Raw genomic sequence first — 19,992 nt, forward strand, 5'->3', positions numbered from 1 at the left:
GCGATCTTTTGATCTTGTTTTAAAAAAATCAAAAGATCGCAGCCTTCGGCAGCTCCTACAGGGCCATGTGTTCACTGCAGCTTCCCTGTGGGAACGGGCTTGCTCGCGACCGGGCCCTCACATCCACCCCAAATAATTCAATCCGGCAACTGCTCCACCACAATCCCCAACCGCCGATAATCCTCCACACTCCCCGACCCCGGATGCCGCTCGGTAATCAACGTATGCAGGCGCGTACACGGCGCCACTACAAATGGCTCCACCGCCCCCAACTTGTCCGCCGTGGTCACCGCAATCACCCGCGCTGCACTGTCGAGCATCGCCTGCTTGATCGGCACTTCATCGAAATGCAGCGAGGTGATGCCGAGCTCGGGATGAATCGCACAGACCCCGGTAATCGCCAGATCCGCCTTGATTCCCGCCAGCAATCGCAGCGCTTCCTGACCACTCGCCGACATCGAATGCGGATTCAATTCACCGCCCGCCAGGATCACTTTCACACCCTTGTATTCGGATAAGGCAATCGCCGTCAGCGGTGAAGCGGTCACGGCGGTGATGCGGACATTGGCGGGTAAGGCGCGCGCCACCTGCAACGTGGTCGAGCCGGAATCGAACAGCACAATCTGCCCGTCCTCGACGTGCTGCGCCGCCAACTGCGCCAGGCGCACTTTGACCTCGTCGGTCTCATCCAGGCGGGTGAAGTAATCCTTGCCGGAGTGCTTCGGTCGCGGCAGCGCGCCGCCATGCACGCGCTGCACCAGGCCGGCGCTGTCCAGCTCGGCGAGGTCACGGCGGATGGTGTCTTCGGAGACTGCGAAATGCTGGCTCAGCTCGGAGGCCATGACCTTGCCGTCACGCTCAAGAAGCAAAAGGATTTTCTGCCGACGCAGGGACGGCAGTTCAGCGATGGAGTGATCGTGCATGGTTGCGCCTGTTTATGCTTGTAGTTGCAGGTTTCAGCGAGACTAGCCAAAGCACGGGGCAAATACAAACGCAGCGGCTATCAATGCTTTCGATCATTGGAATCAACACGGCGAATTTTTTCTTTGCGCTGCGCCTGTTCACAATGGCCCCACTCTCAAAAGCTCAGGATGACCAGCCCATGAATCTCAATTTCGCCTTCGCCTGCATGATCGTCGTCTCGTTCGCGATTGCCCTGGGCCACGCCTGAACATGCATCAAACCGAGGCGAGCAATTGCTCACGCAACCATCTATGCGCCGGATCCCGGTGCACGCGCTCAGTCCCCCTGGGTGAGGGGGACAGCGCGCCAAAACCAGCCGCAAACAACAAGCACACAATGGATTTCATAGTTCGCCTTCCTGGCTATCCAACTGACTACAGCGTCCACATGTAGGAGCTGCCGAAGGCTGCGATCTTTGCTCTTGATCTTGCAAAAACAACATCAAAAGATCGCAGCCTTCGGCAGCTCCTACGGGGGTTGCATTCCTAAGCGCGAAGCCGTGCAATCGCCCGCCGATATTTCTCGATCCGCTCCAGATCGTCCCAACTCGGCGAGGCAATCCGTGAGATATCGCTGTTCTCTTCCAGATCCGCCAGTTTCACCACACGCCCGATCGGGTTCTGCGCGGCGCGGTCGACGAAATCCTCGTAAGACTCACCGGGCAATTTCGTCACAGCTGCAATCGCGGTCAGCACCTCCTCGCTGAATCCTTCGCGGCGTAAATCATCAAGACTGACGCAGCAATCCTCGACCACGTCGTGCAGCACAGCGACGATGCGCTCTTCCAGCGTATGCATGCGCAACATGATTTTCAGCGGATGCAGAATGTACGGCGCGCCGCCCTTGTCCACCTGCCCCGTGTGGGCCGTAGCGGCAATGGCGATGGCGCGTTCGAGGGATTGGGCCATGGTGATCTCCGTGCTTTCAAAGGCCACAACGGCCGCCGATGTCGATGTCGCGTTTGAGGCCGTTGCGGATGGCTTGCAGGTGGCCGATTTCATTCATGGCGACGGTCCAATCCTTGGGCGCTGAATGGTTCTGATTGTTGCGCAGTGTAAGCGAAGAACGCGCAGCGCAAAGCCGATTGAACCTTGCCCGCCCTCGCCGCCTCGAAACCAGACAAGCGCCAAATCATCGATCGGACGCGGCGCCATTGGAGAGGAATTGCCGATGAAAACCCGACTGCTGCTTCTGATCGCCACATTCGCCATCATCCCCACCTGCGTCATGGCCGAAGGCTGCGACGTGCAGACCCGCTCCTCAAGCGCCTCGGTGCCGGCGGTGGAAACCCACAGCTGCTACGAATACGAAGGCATGCCCGTCGATTCCATCAACTGGTCATGCAGCAACGAAACCAAGGACACCCTCAACGCCACCAAGAAAAAAGTTGATCGCTGCGACGATCACTACCAGGCCACCTGCAGCGCCCGCCTGACCCAGGAATCCCTGGCCAACCCGCACTCGACCAGCAAAGACAAAAGCGCCAAACCCTTGAACATGCCTGATAACGCCAAAGTCACCACGTATTACTACGACGGTGAACATCTGGCTCAGGCGAAAATTGATTTTGAGAACAGTGGGGGCAACTGGAAGGCGAAATAGCGCCTGTTATCGGTTGATCTGTTGCAGAGCCCGGCGCGATGCCGGGCTTGCTGCATCTGCAAACAGCCTCAACCTTCACCAGCACCGCTGCTGGTGCCGCTGTCATTCGATTGCTTCGAGCCGCTGGGCTTGGAACCTGAAGGCGTTGAGCCGTCATTGTTGGTGGTGTTGCCCTGAGTGCCTTTGGGAACGGTGGCGCCGTTGGAGTGAATGTCTTCCGGCGCACTCGGGTTGGCTTGGCTATTGCCGTCGTTAGCGGTGGGTGCCGGGGTGTCGCTGGCAGCTGTTGCGTAGAGCGAGGTGGCGGATAACAGCGTGGCCAGGGTCAGTGCTGCGAGGTTGGATTTGCGCATGTTGGCGGTTCCTTTGCGAGGGTTAGGTACGCATTGGAAACAGGTGTGCAGCAAAAATGCGGGGCGGCTGACGAATGGTTATCGCCCAACAGGCTCGTGCGATTTCGAGGTCCGCAACTGCATAGGAAAACATCCATGTGGCGAGAGGGCTTGCTCCACCGGACTGTGAAGCGACCTTAAACCGACCTCACCATTGTTGGCACCCAGAACTTTCACTTCCTGACGTCCGCCGCCCTTGTAAGACTTATCTGAGATCGATGAACACCGAAACTTTGCCTCTCGGCACTGGCTTAAATTGACGGTTACTCTGCGAGCAAGACTAACCTTTAAACAAGGCAGCGCATCCATGGCCAATCACAGCTACATGAGTATCACTGGAAATCGACAAGGGCTGGTCTCCGCCGGATGCTCCGACACTAACTCCATCGGCAACAAGTGCCAACTGGGCCACCTTGACGAGATAATGGTACTGGCCTATTCCCACAACATGACCACCGGCAATAACGGCGGCGTCACCGCAGATCGTGGCCAACACTTGCCGATCATGATCACCAAAAACATCGACAAATCCTCACCACTGCTCTTCGCCGCACTTCATGAGCGAGAAGTGCTGGACTGCACCATCGTCTTCTACCGAACCTCCCCCGCTGGCACACAGGACAAGTACTTCAAAATCCACATAACCGGCGCAAAAATTGCCCACATCAACCTCCAGGTTCCCCACGCCATTCACTTGAATGACGCACAGCCCCAAGAATTGGTGTCCTTCACCTATCGCGAAATCAGTTGGACGCACCTCCAGGCGGGCACGTGCGGTTTCAGCACTTGGGGAAATGACGGTGAATGAGGATTTGTGCGACATCAACGATGTTACCCGAGCAGCTGCCGATCTGGTCGCATTCGGCTGTCAGATTGGCGCGACTCAACTGTATGACAGTTTCAATCAGCTTCGATTTAACGAGATCGTTTCGTCTTATGCGAATGAGATTATTCGGGCTGTTGATGAAGGCGTTATCAGCGCCAAGCAAGGGTTGCAGGAGCTTAGGGAGGAACATACTGAGTTACTGAACAAGGTATCGTTCTATGCTCAAAACGGTGTAGGTGTTGCTGCGGGAATGATGCAAATCCAAGTTGGCTCAGTACATTTCGCTTCCAGAACACCAACAAACGCAGTGGCCGGCTCAGTCTACTCGTTACACGGAGCTAACAACATATATGAAGGACTAGCAAACATTCACAACGGCCCTGAAAACCCAGCAGTAGTTGGCCCAACACGCAAACTCTATCAATTCTTAGCGGGTGACATCTCCCATGGAAATATCGCCTACTACGGTGTTGACATAGGGCTGTCTATCTTCAGCATACTTCAACCCGTTCGAAAAGCCGACTCAGTGGAGCTATTCACTCGCGACCCTATGAATTATGAACGAGCCTATAAGCAAATGGGGAAAATATCACTGGCTTTTGAGGCGTTGATTGACGGAATCACTATAAGAAACATCGACAACGAAATTACAATAAATCAACCACCAATACTATCGCCCACCTTTGAATCCTTTCCCGGACATAAAATATCCGTAAAAAGCGAAGAACACTAAAAAACTCAGCATCCTACACAGCACTTCTGACAACCCCCAAGTATCGCTAATAAAATAATAAACGATCTCTTCAAATATAAGTGCGCAACTGCCAGCGATGAAATACCGTACCCAGGCTGGATAGCGTCCAGTCTCGACATACCGACCTCGCAACTCAGCAATCTGAACAGGAAAGCAGTAAAAAAAATTTACATACAGATAAACCAGAACCATCAAACCCTCAGAAAATTTCCTGATCAGTCCTCCCAGCGGTAAAATCTGACTCAAAAAATTCATTAGAACTAACGCGAAAATACAACTGAATGCGATAGTTAAAAAGAACAAAATAACAACCTGACATAGAAACCTGATACTCAACTTTATGACACCCCCATATCAAGTCATTAAAAATCAACAAGTTTAGCTCGACAATGCAAAGTCTTGATCAACCAAGATAGAAGCACGTCAATATCATAAGCCATGTAACCATACCAGCCCCCCCCTAACGTCATTAACCTTGCATCATCACGCACTCATTCAGAGCATTCCTACAAATAAAAACCGTCAAACCTACAAACTTTTCCTCGACTCAAAAAAAATCCGACGCCCTTCAACAGGCGTCGGATTTACTTACAGCGCATGGTTAATGCCTAACGCATCAATCAGAAGTTAGCCGGCGTATTCGCGCTAATGATCTCAGCCTCGTCCGCCCCGATATTCCGGAACTTATGCGGTAACGTGGTCGGAAAGTAATACCCATCCCCGGCATTCAACACGCTCACCGAGCCATCCACCGTCAACTCAACAGTCCCGCGCGTTACCAACCCGCACTCCTCACCTTCCGAGTGAACAATCGGCTCTTCGCCGGAGCTGGCACCGGGGGCGTATTGTTCGCGCAGCAGGCGCATCTGGCGGCTGGGGACGGAGGCGCCGATGAGGAGCAGGCGCAGGCCGTGGCGGCCGAGGTCGGGTTGTTCATTGGCGCGGAAGACGTATTGGTGTTCGCGTGGGGGCTGGTCGAAGGTGAAGAAGTCGGCCAGGGACATAGGTATGCCTTCGAGCAGCTTTTTCAGCGAGCTGACGGAGGGGCTGACGCGGTTCTGTTCGATCAGCGAGATGGTCGCGTTGGTCACGCCGCTACGCCGGGCGAGCTCGCGCTGGGAGAGTTTGTAGCTTTCGCGTACTAGTTTGAGTCGAGAACCCGTATCCATGACAGCCTTATGTTGAGGTACTTAAGGGTAATGGGGGTGGGTGGCGGGTGACGCGCAGATCGCGCGGATCACGTTGCTCCCGTGTCCCGGAACCGTGAAAGGCGGCTATTAAATCACGTTTGCAGGTGTTGCTCAGCAGGTTCGATGGATGGTGAGACGAAACTCCCTTCTGCCTTGGCAATACAGCCAATGTGGGAGCGAGCTTGCTCGCGAAAGCGGCAGGTCGGGCAACATCATTGCTGAATGTACCTCCCTCTTCGCGAGCAAGCCCACTCCCACATTCAACTGGCGCCAGGCGCAACATCTGCCAACACCACCGATTCCCCTGTGGGAGGGGGCTTGATCGCGAAAGCGGTGTGTCAAGCGACACCCATGTTGGCTGATATGGCCCCTTCGTGAGCAGGCCCACTCCCACAGTTTGATCTCTGGTGTGCCAGCTGCATTGATGACAGGCCCCTCACATCTGCTGTCCTCAGGTATGTCAGAAAAACCGGCGGAGCCTTGGGGGCCGCCGCCGGGGCGGTTACTCAGACGCCGAAACGGTCGCGCAGCGAATAGTAGACGGCGCCCAGAGCGGTGAGCGGCGCGGAGAACGTGCGGCCGCCGAGCATCGGCATGTGTGGCAGTGAGGCGAAAGCGTTGAAGCGTTCGGCGTCGCCGCGAATCATTTCCGAGATCAGTTTGCCGGCCAGGTGCGAGCAGGTGACACCGTGACCACTGTAACCCTGCATGTAGTAGGCGTTCTTTTCGATGCGGCCGAATTGCGGCATGCGCGACATGGTCAGCAGAAAATTGCCGGTCCAGCGGTAGTCGATCTTCACGTCTTTGAGCTGCGGGAAGGTCTTGAGAATCTTCGGCCGGATCAGTTGCTCGATATCGTCCGGCTCCCGCGCGCCGTAGACCACACCACCACCGTAAAGCAGACGGTTGTCAGCGGTGAGACGGTAGTAATCGAGCAGGTAATTGCAGTCTTCGACGCAATAGTTGTGGGTAATCAGGCTGCGCGCCTGCTGCTCGGTCAACGGTTCGGTGACGACGATTTGCGAGCCGCACGGCATGCTTTTCGCGGTGACGCGGTTGTCGAGGCCTTGCGGCAGATAAGCGTTGCCGGCGATCAGCAGATATTTGGCACGGACCAGACCTTTGGCGGTGCGCACGGTGATCGGCTCGCCGTAGGTGATTTCCACCGCCGCCGATTGCTCGTAGATCATGCCGCCCAAACGCACGATGGCGGCGGCTTCACCCAGGGCCAGGTTCAAGGGATGAACGTGGCCGCCCTGCATGTCCAGCAAACCGCCAACGTAAGCATCGGAACCGACTTCGCGACGGATATCCGCTGCGTCGAGCATCCGCAGATTGCGGTTGCCGTAGCGTTCCCAGTTGCGCTTCTGCTCGGCCAGACCGTTGAGTTGCTTCTTGTTCATCGCGGCGAAAATACCGCCCGGGCGGTAGTCGCATTTGATGCCGTAATCCTTGATGCGCGAACGGATGATATCGGCGCCTTCGAAGATCATGCTGCCAAGGATTTCTGCAGTCTTGTCGCCGTAGCGCTCTTCGATGACATCGACGTCGCGGCTGTAGGAGTTGACCAGTTGCCCACCATTGCGCCCGCTGGCGCCGTAGCCGACTTTCGCCGCTTCCAGCATCGTGACTTTATAACCGGCTTCGCTGAGAAACAGCGCCGAGGACAGACCGGTATAACCGGCGCCGATGATGCAGACATCGCAGTCCACCGCTTCTTCGAGAATCGGGAAGTCAATGACTTCATTGCGCGTGGCCGCGTAGTAACTGTTTACGTGTTGCTGTTTCATAGGTTTCTCCGAGGGCCGCCAACCAAGGGCGACCGCCGCTGTAAAAGAGTCAGAGCTTGATCCAGGTCGCTTTCAGCTCGGTGTACTTGTCGAATGCGTGCAGCGATTTATCGCGACCGTTGCCCGACTGCTTGAAGCCACCGAACGGCGCGGTCATGTCGCCGCCGTCGTACTGGTTGACCCAGACGCTACCGGCGCGCAGGCCCCGAGCGAAGGTGTGGGCCTTGCTCAGATTGCTCGTCCACACACCGGCAGCCAGACCGAAGATGCTGTCGTTGGCGATCTGCAGCGCTTGCTCGGCAGTGTCGAAGGTGATCAGCGACAGCACCGGGCCGAAGATTTCTTCTTGCGCGATGGTCATCGCGTTGGTTACGCCGTCGAAAATCGCTGGCTGCACGTAGAGCCCACCGGTTTCCTCGAGGGTGCGCTGGCCGCCTGCAATCAGCTCGGCGCCCTGCTCGCGGCCGATGCTGATGTAACGCAGCACATTGTCCAGTTGACGCTGGTCGACCACGGCGCCGACGGTGGTCGCCGGATCCAGTGCGTGCCCCGGTTTCCAGGCTTGCAACGCGTCCACCAGCAGCGGAATGAACTGATCGCGGATCGATCGCTCGACCAGCAGGCGCGAACCGGCCGTGCAGACTTCGCCCTGGTTGAAGGCGATGGCGCTGGCCGCCGCTTCTGCTGCCGCGCGCAGGTCCGGGGCGTCGGCAAATACCACGTTCGGGCTTTTGCCGCCGGCCTCGAGCCAGACGCGTTTCATGTTGCTCTGACCGGCGTAAATCATCAGTTGCTTGGCGATCGCCGTGGAGCCGGTGAAGGCCAGCACGTCGACGTCCATGTGCAACGCCAGCGCTTTGCCGACGGTGTGACCGTAACCCGGCAGCACGTTGAACACGCCTTTCGGAATCCCGGCCTCCAGCCCAAGCTGCGCGATGCGGATGGCGGTCAGTGGTGATTTTTCCGACGGTTTGAGAATGAACGAGTTACCCGCCGCGAGCGCCGGGGCGAACTTCCAGCTGGCCATGATCAGCGGAAAATTCCACGGCACGATCGCCGCGACCACGCCGCAGGGTTCACGAGTGACAAGGCCGAGCTGATCATGCGGGGTGGCAGCGACTTCATCGTAGATTTTGTCGATGGCCTCGGCGCTCCAGCGGATAGCGTTGGCGGTCGCGGGAATGTCGATGCTCATCGAGTCACTGATCGGTTTGCCCATGTCGAGGGTTTCCAGCAGCGCCAGCTCTTCCTGGTGTTGCAGGATCAGATCGGCGAAGCGGATCAGGATGCGCTTGCGCTCGGCCGGGGCTTTTTTCGCCCAGATACCGGAGTTGAACGATTGACGCGCGGCTTCGACGGCGAGGTTGGCGTCGGCTTCATCGGTGCTGGCGACCGCGGCGAGAAAACGGCCGTCGACCGGGCTCAGGCATTGGAAGGTGTCGCCGCTGATCGCCGGGCGGTATTCGCCATTGATGAAAGCGCGCGATTCGATGGACAGAGACTGGAAGCGTTGTTCCCAGTCGTTGCGGGTTGTGATCATTGTGTTGAGCTCGACAAAAGGATTGGGGACGGGCGAACGCACGCCAAACGGAATCTGGTAACCCGAACTCCCGGTAGGAGCTGCCGAAGGCTGCGATCTTTTGACTTTGTTTTTTCCCAGGCAAGATCAAAAGATCGCAGCCTTCGGCAGCTCCTACAGGGTCAGGTGTTGGCTTTTAGACCGTATGCAGATACCAGTTGTACTCAAGGTCAGAGATCGAGTTCTCGAACTCGGCCAGTTCGCTTTCCTTGCACGCGACAAACACGTCGATGTACATCGGGTCGATATAACGCGCCATGACTTCGCTGTCGTCGAGCTCGCGCAGGGCATCGCGCAGGTTGTTCGGCAGGCTCTGTTCGTTCTGCTCGTAACTGTTGCCTTCGACCGGGGCGCCCGGCTCGATCTGGTTGGTCAGGCCGTGGTGAATACCGGCCAGCACCGACGCCATCAGCAGGTACGGGTTGGCATCGGCACCGGCAACACGGTGCTCGATGCGCACAGCATCGGCGGAACCGGTCGGCACGCGCACGGCCACGGTGCGGTTATCGATGCCCCAGCTTGGCGAGTTCGGCACATAGAATTGCGCGCCGAAGCGGCGGTACGAGTTGACGTTCGGGCAAAGGAACGCCATTTGCGCCGGCAGGGTCTCGAGCACACCGCCGATCGCATGACGCAGTGCGGCGTTCTGCTCGGGATCCTCGCTGGCGAAGATGTTGTTGCCCTCTTTATCCAGAATCGAAATGTGCACGTGCAGACCGTTACCGGCCTGGCCCGGATACGGCTTGGCCATGAAGGTAGTGTCCATCTCGTGGTCGTAGGCGATGTTCTTCACCAGACGCTTGAGCAGCACCGCGTAATCGCACGCCTTGATCGGGTCGGAGACGTGATGCAGGTTGACTTCAAACTGCGCCGGGGCGCTTTCCTTGACGATCGCATCAGCGGGAATGCCCTGCTCTTTCGCGCCTTCGAGAATGTCTTGCAGGCAATCGACGTATTCGTCGAGATCGTCGATCAGGTAAACCTGAGTCGACACCGGACGCTTGCCGGAGACCGGTGAGCGCGGTGACTGCGGACGACCGTTCACGTTGTCCTGGTCGATCAGATAGAACTCCAGTTCGAACGCGGCGCAAATCGTCAGACCGAGGTCGTCGAACTTGCGCACAACGTTGGCCAGCACTTCACGCGGGTCAGCGAAGAATGGCTGGCCTTCGATCTCGTGCATGGTCATCAGCAGCTGTGCGGTCGGGCGTTTTTGCCACGGCTCGATGCTCAGGGTGCCGGGGATCGGGTAGCAGATGCGATCGGCATCGCCAATATCCAGGCCCAGACCGGTGCTTTCCACCGTCGAGCCGTTGATGTCCAGCGCGAACAGCGACGCCGGCAGGTTGATGCCTTTTTCGTACACCTTATGAAGACTGGTGCGTTCGATGCGCTTGCCGCGCACCACACCGTTCATATCCGCAATCAGAAGGTCGACGTACAAAACCTCAGGATATTTCTTAAGGAATGCGTTGGCTTCGTTGAGTTGAACGGTACGCAGAGGAACCGACATGATGCACCTATTTAGCTGTTAATTATTATGTTCACCACCGTGTTGCGCAGCCAGTCAATCCGAAAGGCAAAGTGAAGTCAATAGCGAACAGCCTGCCCTGAAGCCTTTATTTTTCGGGCTTTTCTTAACTCTCTCGTGCCATATACGTCCCTAAACCCAGGTAACGCTGAGCAATTTGATGAACGGCGTTTAGAATTTTTTACATGGCAGTTGTTAATTAAAATCAACGACGCTAAGCTCCGGAAAAGCTCGTTCAAGTGACAGACTTCGAGGTGAATAAAAATGGCATTCAAGCCATTGATCGGCGTTACAGCGTGCGTCAAACAGATTGGCCTGCACCCCTATCACATCAGCGGCGACAAGTACGTACGTGCTGTCAGCGTTGGCGCCCAGGGGCTGCCGGTGGTCATTCCTTCCCTCGGTAATCTGACTGAAATCGACGACCTGCTCGGTCAGCTCGACGGTCTGCTGCTCACCGGCTCGCCCTCGAACGTGGAGCCCTTCCACTATCAAGGCCCGGCCAGCGCCCCCGGCACGGATCATGATCCGGCCCGCGACGCCACCACCCTTCCTTTATTGCGTGCAGCCATCGCCGCGGGCGTTCCGGTGCTCGGCATCTGCCGTGGCTTCCAGGAAATGAACGTGGCGTTCGGCGGCAGCCTGCATCAGAAGGTGCATGAGCTGCCGGGCATGCTCGATCACCGCGAGGCCGACAGCCCCGACGTGGCCGTGCAATACGCACCGGCCCACGCGGTGACGGTGCTCGCGGGCGGCGTGTTCGAAGCGCTCGAGCTGCCGGGTGAGTTTCAGGTCAACTCGATTCATAGCCAGGGCATCGATCGCCTCGCTCCCGGCCTGCGTGCCGAAGCCGTGGCACCGGACGGCTTGATCGAGGCGATCTCGGTAGAGCACAGCCCGACCTTCGCCCTCGGTGTGCAATGGCACCCGGAATGGCAAGTGCTGGACAACCCGAACTACCTGAAGATTTTCCAGGCATTCGGCGCAGCGTGCCGGCGACGGGCGGTGAAGCGCAGTCAGCGCTGACGCAATCGCGGAACAACTGACGATTTACTGCCCCCACGGCTGGCGGGTGCGCGTTTGCACATCCGTCAGTCGTGAACAGCGATACCCGTAATAACAACAAGTACGACCCAGGCAGCCAGGACGGCGGCGCCGAACAAGCCGGATCGGTTCGAGCGATATGCATCAGATCAATACAAAACCTGTGGGAGCGGGCTTGCTCGCGAAGGCGGAGTGTCAGACACCCACCCTATCGACTGACACGGCGCTTTCGCGAGCAAGCCCGCTCCCACAGGGGATCTGTAATGACTGACATCGCACTTACAGGCTTGCAATCCACTTAAGCCCGGCCACATTGGCCAGGCACACGACACCTGTTGGGAGTTTCACATGGCAAACGCCTCCAGCACTTATCGCAAGGCACTCGAAGGTCATCAGCAACCGAAAAAGGTGTTGGTGAAAGTCGATCGTGTCACCAAGAAGTTCGACGAAACCGTGGCCGTGGACGATGTGTCCCTGGAGATCCATCAGGGCGAAATCTTCGCGCTGCTGGGCGGTTCCGGTTCGGGCAAATCGACTCTGCTGCGCATGCTCGCCGGTTTCGAGCGGCCGACCGAGGGGCGGATTCTGCTTGATGGCGTGGACATCACTGACATGCCGCCGTACGAGCGGCCGATCAACATGATGTTCCAGTCCTATGCGTTGTTTCCGCACATGACGGTTGCGCAGAACATCGCTTTCGGCCTCAAACAGGACCGCTTGCCCGCCAGCGAGATCGATGCCCGCGTCGAAGAGATGCTGCGTCTTGTGCACATGACCCAATATGCCAAACGCCGCCCGCATCAGTTGTCCGGCGGCCAGCGCCAGCGCGTTGCCCTCGCCCGCTCACTGGCCAAACGGCCGAAGCTGTTGCTGCTCGACGAGCCGATGGGTGCGCTGGATAAAAAGCTGCGTTCGCAGATGCAGCTTGAGCTGGTCGAAATCATCGAGCGCGTCGGCGTGACCTGCGTCATGGTTACCCACGACCAGGAAGAAGCCATGACCATGGCTCAGCGCATCGCGATCATGCATCTGGGCTGGATCGCGCAAATCGGCAGCCCGGTCGACATTTATGAAGCGCCGGTCAGCCGCATGGTCTGCGAGTTCATCGGCAACGTGAACGCCTTCGACGGCACCGTGGTGGAGGATCTGGAAGGCCACGCGATCATTCACAGCCCGGACTTGCAGCAAAAGATCTACGTCGGCCACGGCGTCAGCACCTCGGTGCAGGACAAGTCGATCACCTACGCCATCCGCCCGGAAAAAATGCTCGTCAGCACCACCCAACCGGAGTTCCGCTACAACTGGTCTGAAGGCAAGGTCCATGACATCGCCTACCTCGGCGGTCACTCGGTGTTCTACGTCGAGTTGCCCGGCGGCAAGATCGTCCAGTCATTCATGGCCAACGCCGAACGCCGTGGCGCGCGGCCGACCTGGGACGACAAGGTCTACGTCTGGTGGGAAGACGACAGCGGCGTGGTGCTGCGCTCATGAGAACCTTCAATCAGCAATTCCTGCGTCTGGTGCCCAGCGGGCGGAAACTGGTGATCGGCATTCCGTTCATCTGGCTGTTTCTGTTTTTCATGCTGCCGTTCTTTCTGGTGATGAAGATCAGCTTCTCGGAAGCTGCGCTGGCGATCCCGCCTTACTCGGAGATCTACACGTTCGCCGAACAGAAATTCCAGCTGCTGCTGAACATCGGCAACTACACCCTGCTTGGTGAAGATGAGCTGTACCTGTCGGCGTACCTGGGCTCGCTGAAAGTCGCGGCACTGAGCACGCTGATGTGCCTGGCGATCGGCTTTCCGATGGCCTACGCGATCACCAAGACCGGCAAGGAAACGCAAAACGTCCTGCTATTGCTGATCATGATGCCGACCTGGACGGCGATTCTGATCCGCGTGTACGCGTGGATGGGCATCCTCAGCAACAACGGTCTGCTGAATGCGTTTCTGATGTGGACCGGGCTGACCGACCAGCCGATCGAGATCCTCAACACCAACACTGCCGTGTACATCGGCGTGGTCTACGCCTATCTGCCGTTCATGGTCCTGCCGCTCTACGCGAACCTCGTCAAGCACGACAACAGCCTGCTGGAAGCCGCGCAGGATCTGGGCTCGAGTAACTTCAACAATTTCTGGAAGATCACTGTGCCACTGGCGAAAAACGGCATCATCGCAGGCTGCATGCTGGTGTTCATTCCGGTGGTCGGCGAGTTCGTGATTCCAGAATTGCTCGGTGGCCCGGAGACGTTGATGATCGGCCGCGTGCTGTGGCAAGAGTTCTTCAATAACCGCGACTGGCCGGTAGCGTCCGCGCTGGCGGTGGTGATGCTGTTGATCCTGATTGTGCCGATTCTGCTGTTCAACCGCAGCCAGGCCAAAGAGATGGAGGCACGGGGATGAAACGCTTCAATTTTTCCAAGTTCATGCTGATCTTCGGTCTGATGTTCATTTATCTGCCGATGCTGATTCTGGTGATCTACTCGTTCAACGCCTCGAAGCTGGTGACAGTGTGGGGCGGCTGGTCGATCAAGTGGTACGCCGGCATGCTCGACAACACGCAACTGATGGGCTCGGTGGTGCGCTCGCTGGAAATCGCCTGCTACACCGCGATTGCTGCGGTGGCACTGGGCACCCTCGCCGCTTTCGTCCTGACTCGCGTTACGCGCTTCAAGGGCCGCACGCTGTTTGGCGGTCTGGTCACCGCGCCGTTGGTGATGCCGGAAGTGATCACTGGCCTGTCGCTGTTGCTGCTGTTCGTGGCGATGGCGCAACTGATTGGTTGGCCGCAGGAGCGTGGCATCGTGACGATCTGGATCGCCCACACCACGTTTTGTGCCGCTTATGTGGCGGTGGTAGTCTCCGCGCGCCTTCGCGAGCTGGACCTGTCGATTGAGGAAGCGGCGATGGATCTCGGTGCGAAGCCGTTCAAGGTGTTTTTCCTGATCACCATTCCAATGATTGCGCCGTCGCTGGCTGCGGGCGGGATGATGTCGTTTGCCTTGTCGCTGGATGATCTGGTGCTGGCGAGTTTCGTTTCCGGCCCCGGCTCGACGACGCTGCCGATGGAAGTGTTCTCGGCTGTGCGTCTGGGCGTAAAACCGGAGATCAACGCCGTGGCCAGCCTGATTCTGCTGGCGGTGTCGTTGGTGACTTTCCTCGTCTGGTATTTCGGTCGCAAGGCGGAAGCCAATCGCAAACGGGCGATTCAGGAAGCGATGGATCAGACCGCAAATGAGTCGTGGCAGCCGCAACGTGCGGCGACCGCCTTGTAGAAGCTGCGGCACGCTGCGATCTTTTTGCTCTTCAAAAGCAAGATCAAAAGATCGCAGCCTCGTTGCACTCGTCAGCTCCTACCGAGGGCTCGCCGATCAAGTTGTGTTTTTGAATAAAAAGAAGGGAGTTGTACCGATGAAAACGTTTGGCAGGACTCTGCTGACACTGTCCTTGATGGGCGCAATGGTCATGGGCGCCCAGGCCAACGACAAGGTGCTGCGTGTGTACAACTGGTCCGATTACATCGCGCCGGACACTGTGAAAAAGTTCGAAGACGAGACCGGCATTCGCGTGACCTATGACGTCTTCGACAGCAACGAAACCCTTGAAGCGCGCCTGCTGGCAGGCAAATCCGGTTACGACATCGTCGTGCCGTCGAACAGTTTTCTGGCCAAGCAGATCAAGGCCGGCGTCTATCAGCCGCTCGACAAGTCGAAGCTGCCGAACTGGAAGAATCTCAACCCGGTGCTGTTGAAAAACGCCTCGGCCAGTGATCCGGACAACGCGCACGCGTTCCCGTACATGTGGGGCTCGATCGGCATTGGCTTCAATCCGGCGAAGGTCAAGGAAATGCTCGGCGCCAACGCCCCGACCAACTCCTGGGACTTGCTCTTCAAGCCGGAGAACGCTGAAAAACTCAAAGCCTGTGGCATCAGTTTCCTCGATTCGCCGACCGAAATGCTCCCGGCCGCGCTGCACTACCTCGGCTATCCGGTGAACGACAAGGACAAGGCGCACATCGCCGAAGCCGAAGCGCTGTTCATGAAAATTCGCCCGTATGTGGCGTATTTCCATTCATCGAAGTACATCTCCGATCTGGCCAACGGCAATATCTGCGTAGCGGTCGGTTACTCCGGCGACGTCCTGCAGGCCAAGGCCCGTGCAGTGGAATCGGGCAACAACGTGGTGATCGACTACAGCATTCCCAAGGAAGGCGCCGGCAGTTTCTACGACATGGTCGCGATCCCGCGCGACGCTGCGAACGTCGACAACGCCTATCTGTTCATGGATTTCCTCATGCGTCCGGACATCATCGCCGAGGTCACCAACAGCATCGGCTACAGCAATGCCAACGCAGCGGCCACGCCGTTGGTGGACGAAGCGATTCGCAACGAACCGGGCTCTTATCCGTCGCAAGCGGTGATGGCGACGCTGTATGCAGTGCCGGATCAGCCGATTGCCACACAGCGGATCATGACTCGCGGCTGGACGCGGGTGAAGCTCGGCAAGTAAAGACACCGATATTCCAGCGGGTTTGCGCGCGAAAGCGTCGTGTCAGTCAATGAATGTGCCAGATATGCCGACGCATTCGCGAGCAAGCCCGCTCCCACAATGAATTCGGTGTTGTGTCAGAAAACGTTTTCCCGTTCACGCAGCGCCTTACCACCGCTGCCCCTGCTCTGAACGGCCTCACCCGGCTCCCTCGGCTCGGGTGAATTTGCAGGCGCCTTCGGGCGGCTTTTTTGTCCGGTCAGATCAGTGACCAGTCCTGCACAACCCGATAACGGCCCTTATGTGATTCGAACAAAGCGAAGCGTTCAGCGCGCAGGAAAAACTCTGGCGGCGTACTCGCTTCCGGTTCCGGCGCACGGTATTCGCGGGCCAGGGTCAGGTGCGGGCGGAACTCGTGGGTGGCTTCTTCAAAACCGAACGGCAGCATCGCCTGTTCCAGCGCGTAGACCAGACGCAACAACGCCGGCGGTGCTTGCTCCGGTGCCAGCGACAACACCCCTGCGCGATGCCAGACCTGCAAACGATCCAGCGCAACCCGCAACGCTTCGCCCGGAATACGGACACAGGCCGCGGCTTCGCAAACACCGTGGATCTGCGCCAGCGGCACCGCACCGAGAAACAGCAAGGTCAGGTGAAAGTTATCCGCCGGAACCGGTTTGCCGCTGCGCAGGCCCAGTTCCGCACGCCACTGGGCGATGGCCTTGCGCTGCGCCGGCGGGCAATCCAAAGCAAAAAACAGCCGCTTCGACGGTTCGTCGTTGCGCACCCCATCAATCATCGCCATGCCCCCCTTTATCGTCATGATCGGGCCGAATCAGCTCAGCCTGTACTGACGACTCGCGACAGGAAGCTATAGTTCAAGGATTGCCAACAACCGGAGGCTGCCATGCGCGAGATCCTCAGCAAAGAACCCTGGTGGGCCCGGCCACCGCATCCCGGACAGGACGAAAGCGAACTGGAATGGGGCTGGCTGGTGCACTACAACGAAGGCGAACCGCGCTTCGAATTCGTCCGCGAACGGCCCACCGACGAGCAGATCCGCAACCGCAAGGGCTGTCGCATCACGCCGTCTGCCGAGTGACGCAAACCCGAGGCCGCCTGTCCGCAAAACAGGCGACCCGGTTTCAGACCTGCGCCTGAGCCCCTTCGAACCACGCCAGTTTTTCGCGCAGTTGCACCACCTCACCGACGATCACCAGCGTCGGCGCATGAACTTCATGCTCCGCCACCAGTCGCGGCAAGTCGGCCAGGGTACCGGTGAATACCCGCTGATTGACCGTGGTGCCCTGCTGGATCAGTGCCGCCGGGGTGTCGGCCGCACGACCATGCCTGATCAACTGCTCGCAGATGATCGGCAGGCCGACCAGGCCCATGTAGAACACCAGCGTCTGCGCCGGGGCGACAAGGTCGGCCCAAGGCAGATCGGTGGAGCCGTCCTTCAGGTGGCCAGTGACAAACCGCACGGATTGCGCGTGGTCACGATGGGTCAGCGGAATCCCGGCATACGCCGCGCAACCGCTGGCCGCCGTGATGCCCGGCACAACCTGGAATGGAATACCGTGAGCTGCGAGCTCTTCGATCTCTTCGCCACCGCGACCGAAGATGAACGGATCGCCTCCCTTCAACCGCACCACGCGCTTGCCGGCCTTGGCCAGATCGACCAGTTGCTGGTTGATCTGATCCTGCGGTACCGCATGTTCGGAACGGCGCTTGCCGACGTACACACGCTCGGCATCGCGACGGCACAACTCCAGAATTGCCGGCGCCACCAATCGGTCATAGAGCACCACATCGGCTTGCTGCATCAGCCGCAGCGCACGGAAGGTCAACAGATCCGGATCGCCCGGACCGGCACCGACCAGATAAACCTCGCCCGTGGTGACCATGGGCTCGCCATCCACCTTGGCTTGCAGCAGGCGTTCGGCTTCAGCGCCCTGCCCGGCCAACTGGCGATCGGCGATCGGGCCCTGGAAAACGTCTTCCCAGAAGCCGCGACGCTGCTGCACATCGGGAAACAGGTTTTTCACCTGATGGCGGAAACGCGCAGCGAGACCGGCGAGTTGGCCGTAGGTGGACGGAATCCAGGTTTCGATCTTTGCCCTAATCAGACGCGCCAATACCGGCGCGTCGCCGCCGCTGGAGACGGCAATGATCAGTGGCGAGCGGTCGACGATCGCTGGGAAGATCACGCTGCACAAGGCCGGAGCATCGACCACGTTGACCGGCACGCAACGCCGATGCGCATCGGTCGAAACCTGGGCATTGAGCGTTTCGTCATCGGTCGCGGCAATGATCAGTCCGCAACCGTCAAGATCCGTTTCGACGTAACCGCGCAGCAGGCATTCGCCGCCGCTGGCAGCGACCAGTTCGGCCAGTTGCGATTCAATTTCAGGTGCGACCACCCGCAGCAGCGCACCGGCATCGGCCAGCAGGCGGGATTTGCGCAAGGCAATTTCCCCCCCACCGACAACCAACACACGACTGCCGCGCAGGTTGTGAAACAGCGGCAGATATTTCATTTAGCCGATGACCTCAAGACCACCCATGTACGGCTTGAGCACGTCCGGCACACGGATCGAACCGTCGGCCTGCTGGTAGTTTTCCAGCACCGCCACCAGCGTACGACCGACCGCCAGGCCGGAACCGTTCAAGGTGTGCACCAGCTCAGGCTTGCCGGTTTCCGGGTTGCGGAAACGCGCTTGCATACGACGGGCCTGGAAGTCGCCGCAGTTGGAGCACGAAGAGATTTCGCGGTATTTGTCCTGGCTCGGAATCCACACTTCGAGGTCGTAGGTCTTGACCGCGCTGAAGCCCATGTCACCGGTGCAAAGTGCCAGAGTGCGGTAAGGCAGACCGAGCAATTGCAGAACCTTTTCAGCGTTGGCGGTCAGGCCTTCCAGCGCTTCCATCGATTGCGACGGCTCGACGATCTGGACCATTTCGACTTTGTCGAACTGGTGCTGGCGGATCATCCCGCGAGTGTCACGGCCCGACGCACCGGCTTCACTACGGAAGCACGGGGTATGCGCGACGAACTTGATCGGCAGCGATTTGGAATCGACGATTTCGCCGGCAACGATGTTGGTCAGCGACACTTCAGCAGTCGGGATCAGATACAGGTCGGCTTCGCCTTCGCGGGCGATCTTGAACAGGTCTTCTTCGAACTTCGGCAGTTGCCCAGTGCCTTGCAGCGCCGGGGCCTGAACCAGATAAGGCGTGTATGCCTCTTCGTAGCCATGTTCATTGACGTGCAGATTGATCATGAACTGTGCCAGCGCGCGATGCAGACGCGCGATCGGGCCACGCAACAGCGCGAAACGTGCGCCAGACAGCTTGGCAGCGGTTTCGAAGTCCAGCCAGCCGAACTTCTCGCCGAGGGCGACGTGGTCTTTGACTTCGAAATCGAACTGGGTCGGGGTGCCCCAGCGGCGCACTTCGACGTTGTCGTCTTCGTCCTTGCCGACCGGAACCGACTCGTGCGGCAAATTCGGGATACCGAGCAGGATCGAATCCAGTTCGGTCTGGATCGCATCCAGCTCGACCTTGCCAGCGCTCAGTTCGCCCGCCATGCGCTCGACATCCGCCATCAACGGCGCAATGTCTTCACCGCGCTGCTTGGCCTGCCCGATGGATTTGGAACGCGCGTTACGCTCAGCCTGCAGTGCTTCGGTGCGGGTCTGGACGGTCTTGCGCTGTTCTTCTAGCGCTTCGATGCGCGCGGTGTCCAGGGCAAAGCCACGGGAAGCCAGGCGGTCCGCTACGTCCTGAAGGTTGCTACGTAACAGTTTGGAATCGAGCATGTCGGTTTCTCGT

21 protein-coding genes are annotated in these 19,992 nt (G+C 58.5%); 11 read left to right on the forward strand and 10 right to left on the reverse strand.

Features of this window, described 5'->3' with window-relative positions:
• Positions 1-137: 137 nt before the first annotated feature.
• The gene (locus tag ACP7D9_RS23045) at positions 138-923 is read right to left on the reverse strand and encodes a DeoR/GlpR family DNA-binding transcription regulator (RefSeq protein WP_426159704.1); all 786 of its coding nucleotides are present in this window, start codon (positions 921-923) and stop codon (positions 138-140) included.
• 83 nt (positions 924-1,006) lie between these two features.
• On the opposite strand from ACP7D9_RS23045, the gene ACP7D9_RS23050 reads away from it, so the two are divergent.
• Positions 1,007-1,171, forward strand: a complete 165-nt coding sequence (locus ACP7D9_RS23050; protein ID WP_178081192.1) for a hypothetical protein — start codon at positions 1,007-1,009, stop codon at positions 1,169-1,171.
• A gap of 277 nt (positions 1,172-1,448) precedes the next feature.
• On the opposite strand, the gene ACP7D9_RS23055 is transcribed toward ACP7D9_RS23050, so the two are convergent.
• Entirely contained in the window at positions 1,449-1,871 is a 423-nt protein-coding gene (locus tag ACP7D9_RS23055; RefSeq protein WP_426159705.1) for an HD domain-containing protein, read from the reverse strand.
• Here ACP7D9_RS23055 and ACP7D9_RS23060 point away from each other — a divergent pair.
• A complete protein-coding gene (locus ACP7D9_RS23060; RefSeq protein ID WP_313002487.1) occupies positions 1,870-1,995 on the forward strand; it encodes a hypothetical protein in 126 nt (41 codons plus the stop codon). The two genes, ACP7D9_RS23055 and ACP7D9_RS23060, sit on opposite strands and share 2 nt — an antisense overlap.
• Before the next feature lie 138 nt (positions 1,996-2,133).
• Positions 2,134-2,565, forward strand: coding sequence for a hypothetical protein (locus ACP7D9_RS23065; protein ID WP_426159706.1), 432 nt, complete (start codon positions 2,134-2,136; stop codon positions 2,563-2,565).
• Between the two features lie 68 nt (positions 2,566-2,633).
• Here ACP7D9_RS23065 and ACP7D9_RS23070 read toward each other — a convergent pair whose 3' ends face one another.
• Positions 2,634-2,918 (reverse strand): hypothetical protein, encoded by a 285-nt coding sequence (locus ACP7D9_RS23070; protein ID WP_426159707.1) that lies wholly within the window; start codon positions 2,916-2,918, stop codon positions 2,634-2,636.
• 346 nt (positions 2,919-3,264) lie between these two features.
• Here ACP7D9_RS23070 and ACP7D9_RS23075 point away from each other — a divergent pair, with 346 nt between their 5' ends.
• Together ACP7D9_RS23075 and ACP7D9_RS23080 are read left to right on the forward strand one after the other, a co-directional pair.
• The gene (locus ACP7D9_RS23075; RefSeq protein ID WP_426159708.1) at positions 3,265-3,765 is read left to right on the forward strand and encodes an Hcp family type VI secretion system effector; all 501 of its coding nucleotides are present in this window, start codon (positions 3,265-3,267) and stop codon (positions 3,763-3,765) included.
• A complete protein-coding gene (locus ACP7D9_RS23080) occupies positions 3,752-4,516 on the forward strand; it encodes a DUF4225 domain-containing protein (protein ID WP_426159709.1) in 765 nt (254 codons plus the stop codon). Before ACP7D9_RS23075 ends, ACP7D9_RS23080 begins: the two co-directional genes overlap by 14 nt.
• Before the next feature lie 641 nt (positions 4,517-5,157).
• Here ACP7D9_RS23080 and ACP7D9_RS23085 read toward each other — a convergent pair.
• From ACP7D9_RS23085 to ACP7D9_RS23100, 4 genes are all read right to left on the reverse strand, one after another.
• Positions 5,158-5,706: a cupin domain-containing protein gene (locus tag ACP7D9_RS23085; RefSeq protein WP_042558757.1), complete on the reverse strand. Its 549-nt coding sequence runs from the start codon at positions 5,704-5,706 to the stop codon at positions 5,158-5,160.
• Positions 5,707-6,233: 527 nt separating this feature from the next.
• On the reverse strand, positions 6,234-7,517 hold the full coding sequence (locus tag ACP7D9_RS23090; RefSeq protein WP_426159710.1) for an NAD(P)/FAD-dependent oxidoreductase: 1,284 nt from the start codon (positions 7,515-7,517) through the stop codon (positions 6,234-6,236).
• A gap of 49 nt (positions 7,518-7,566) precedes the next feature.
• Positions 7,567-9,057 (reverse strand): aldehyde dehydrogenase, encoded by a 1,491-nt coding sequence (locus ACP7D9_RS23095; RefSeq protein ID WP_426159711.1) that lies wholly within the window; start codon positions 9,055-9,057, stop codon positions 7,567-7,569.
• 175 nt (positions 9,058-9,232) lie between these two features.
• On the reverse strand, positions 9,233-10,609 hold the full coding sequence (locus ACP7D9_RS23100; protein WP_007918694.1) for a glutamine synthetase family protein: 1,377 nt from the start codon (positions 10,607-10,609) through the stop codon (positions 9,233-9,235).
• 282 nt (positions 10,610-10,891) lie between these two features.
• On the opposite strand from ACP7D9_RS23100, the gene ACP7D9_RS23105 reads away from it, so the two are divergent.
• The 5 genes from ACP7D9_RS23105 to ACP7D9_RS23125 all read left to right on the forward strand — a co-directional run bounded on the left by ACP7D9_RS23105 (position 10,892) and on the right by ACP7D9_RS23125 (position 16,179).
• Positions 10,892-11,653 carry a gamma-glutamyl-gamma-aminobutyrate hydrolase family protein gene (locus ACP7D9_RS23105; protein ID WP_397479633.1) on the forward strand — a complete coding sequence of 254 codons (762 nt, stop codon included), beginning with the start codon at positions 10,892-10,894 and terminating at the stop codon, positions 11,651-11,653.
• Positions 11,654-12,019: 366 nt separating this feature from the next.
• Positions 12,020-13,162 (forward strand): ABC transporter ATP-binding protein, encoded by a 1,143-nt coding sequence (locus tag ACP7D9_RS23110; protein ID WP_039763289.1) that lies wholly within the window; start codon positions 12,020-12,022, stop codon positions 13,160-13,162.
• On the forward strand, positions 13,159-14,073 hold the full coding sequence (locus ACP7D9_RS23115) for an ABC transporter permease subunit (RefSeq protein WP_426159712.1): 915 nt from the start codon (positions 13,159-13,161) through the stop codon (positions 14,071-14,073). The genes ACP7D9_RS23110 and ACP7D9_RS23115 overlap by 4 nt, the downstream gene beginning before the upstream one ends.
• Positions 14,070-14,945 carry an ABC transporter permease subunit gene (locus tag ACP7D9_RS23120; RefSeq protein ID WP_426159713.1) on the forward strand — a complete coding sequence of 292 codons (876 nt, stop codon included), beginning with the start codon at positions 14,070-14,072 and terminating at the stop codon, positions 14,943-14,945. Before ACP7D9_RS23115 ends, ACP7D9_RS23120 begins: the two co-directional genes overlap by 4 nt.
• A gap of 136 nt (positions 14,946-15,081) precedes the next feature.
• On the forward strand, positions 15,082-16,179 hold the full coding sequence (locus ACP7D9_RS23125; protein WP_426159714.1) for a polyamine ABC transporter substrate-binding protein: 1,098 nt from the start codon (positions 15,082-15,084) through the stop codon (positions 16,177-16,179).
• Positions 16,180-16,417: 238 nt separating this feature from the next.
• Here ACP7D9_RS23125 and thpR read toward each other — a convergent pair whose 3' ends face one another.
• Positions 16,418-16,957 (reverse strand): RNA 2',3'-cyclic phosphodiesterase, encoded by a 540-nt coding sequence (thpR, locus tag ACP7D9_RS23130; protein ID WP_426159804.1) that lies wholly within the window; start codon positions 16,955-16,957, stop codon positions 16,418-16,420.
• 108 nt (positions 16,958-17,065) lie between these two features.
• Between thpR and ACP7D9_RS23135 the strand changes: the two genes are divergently transcribed.
• Positions 17,066-17,260, forward strand: coding sequence for a hypothetical protein (locus ACP7D9_RS23135; RefSeq protein ID WP_039763294.1), 195 nt, complete (start codon positions 17,066-17,068; stop codon positions 17,258-17,260).
• A 43-nt stretch (positions 17,261-17,303) separates the two neighbouring features.
• Here ACP7D9_RS23135 and cysG read toward each other — a convergent pair whose 3' ends face one another.
• Positions 17,304-18,698, reverse strand: a complete 1,395-nt coding sequence (gene cysG / locus ACP7D9_RS23140; RefSeq protein WP_101159097.1) for a siroheme synthase CysG — start codon at positions 18,696-18,698, stop codon at positions 17,304-17,306.
• Complete coding sequence (gene serS, locus ACP7D9_RS23145) at positions 18,699-19,979, reverse strand: serine--tRNA ligase (protein ID WP_065616030.1); 1,281 nt, start codon at positions 19,977-19,979, stop codon at positions 18,699-18,701. It abuts the gene before it with no gap.
• Positions 19,980-19,992: the final 13 nt, after the last annotated feature.

This window comes from Pseudomonas sp. TSRC2-2 (genome assembly GCF_049897785.1).
In the GTDB taxonomy this organism is placed as follows: Bacteria; Pseudomonadota; Gammaproteobacteria; order Pseudomonadales; family Pseudomonadaceae; genus Aquipseudomonas.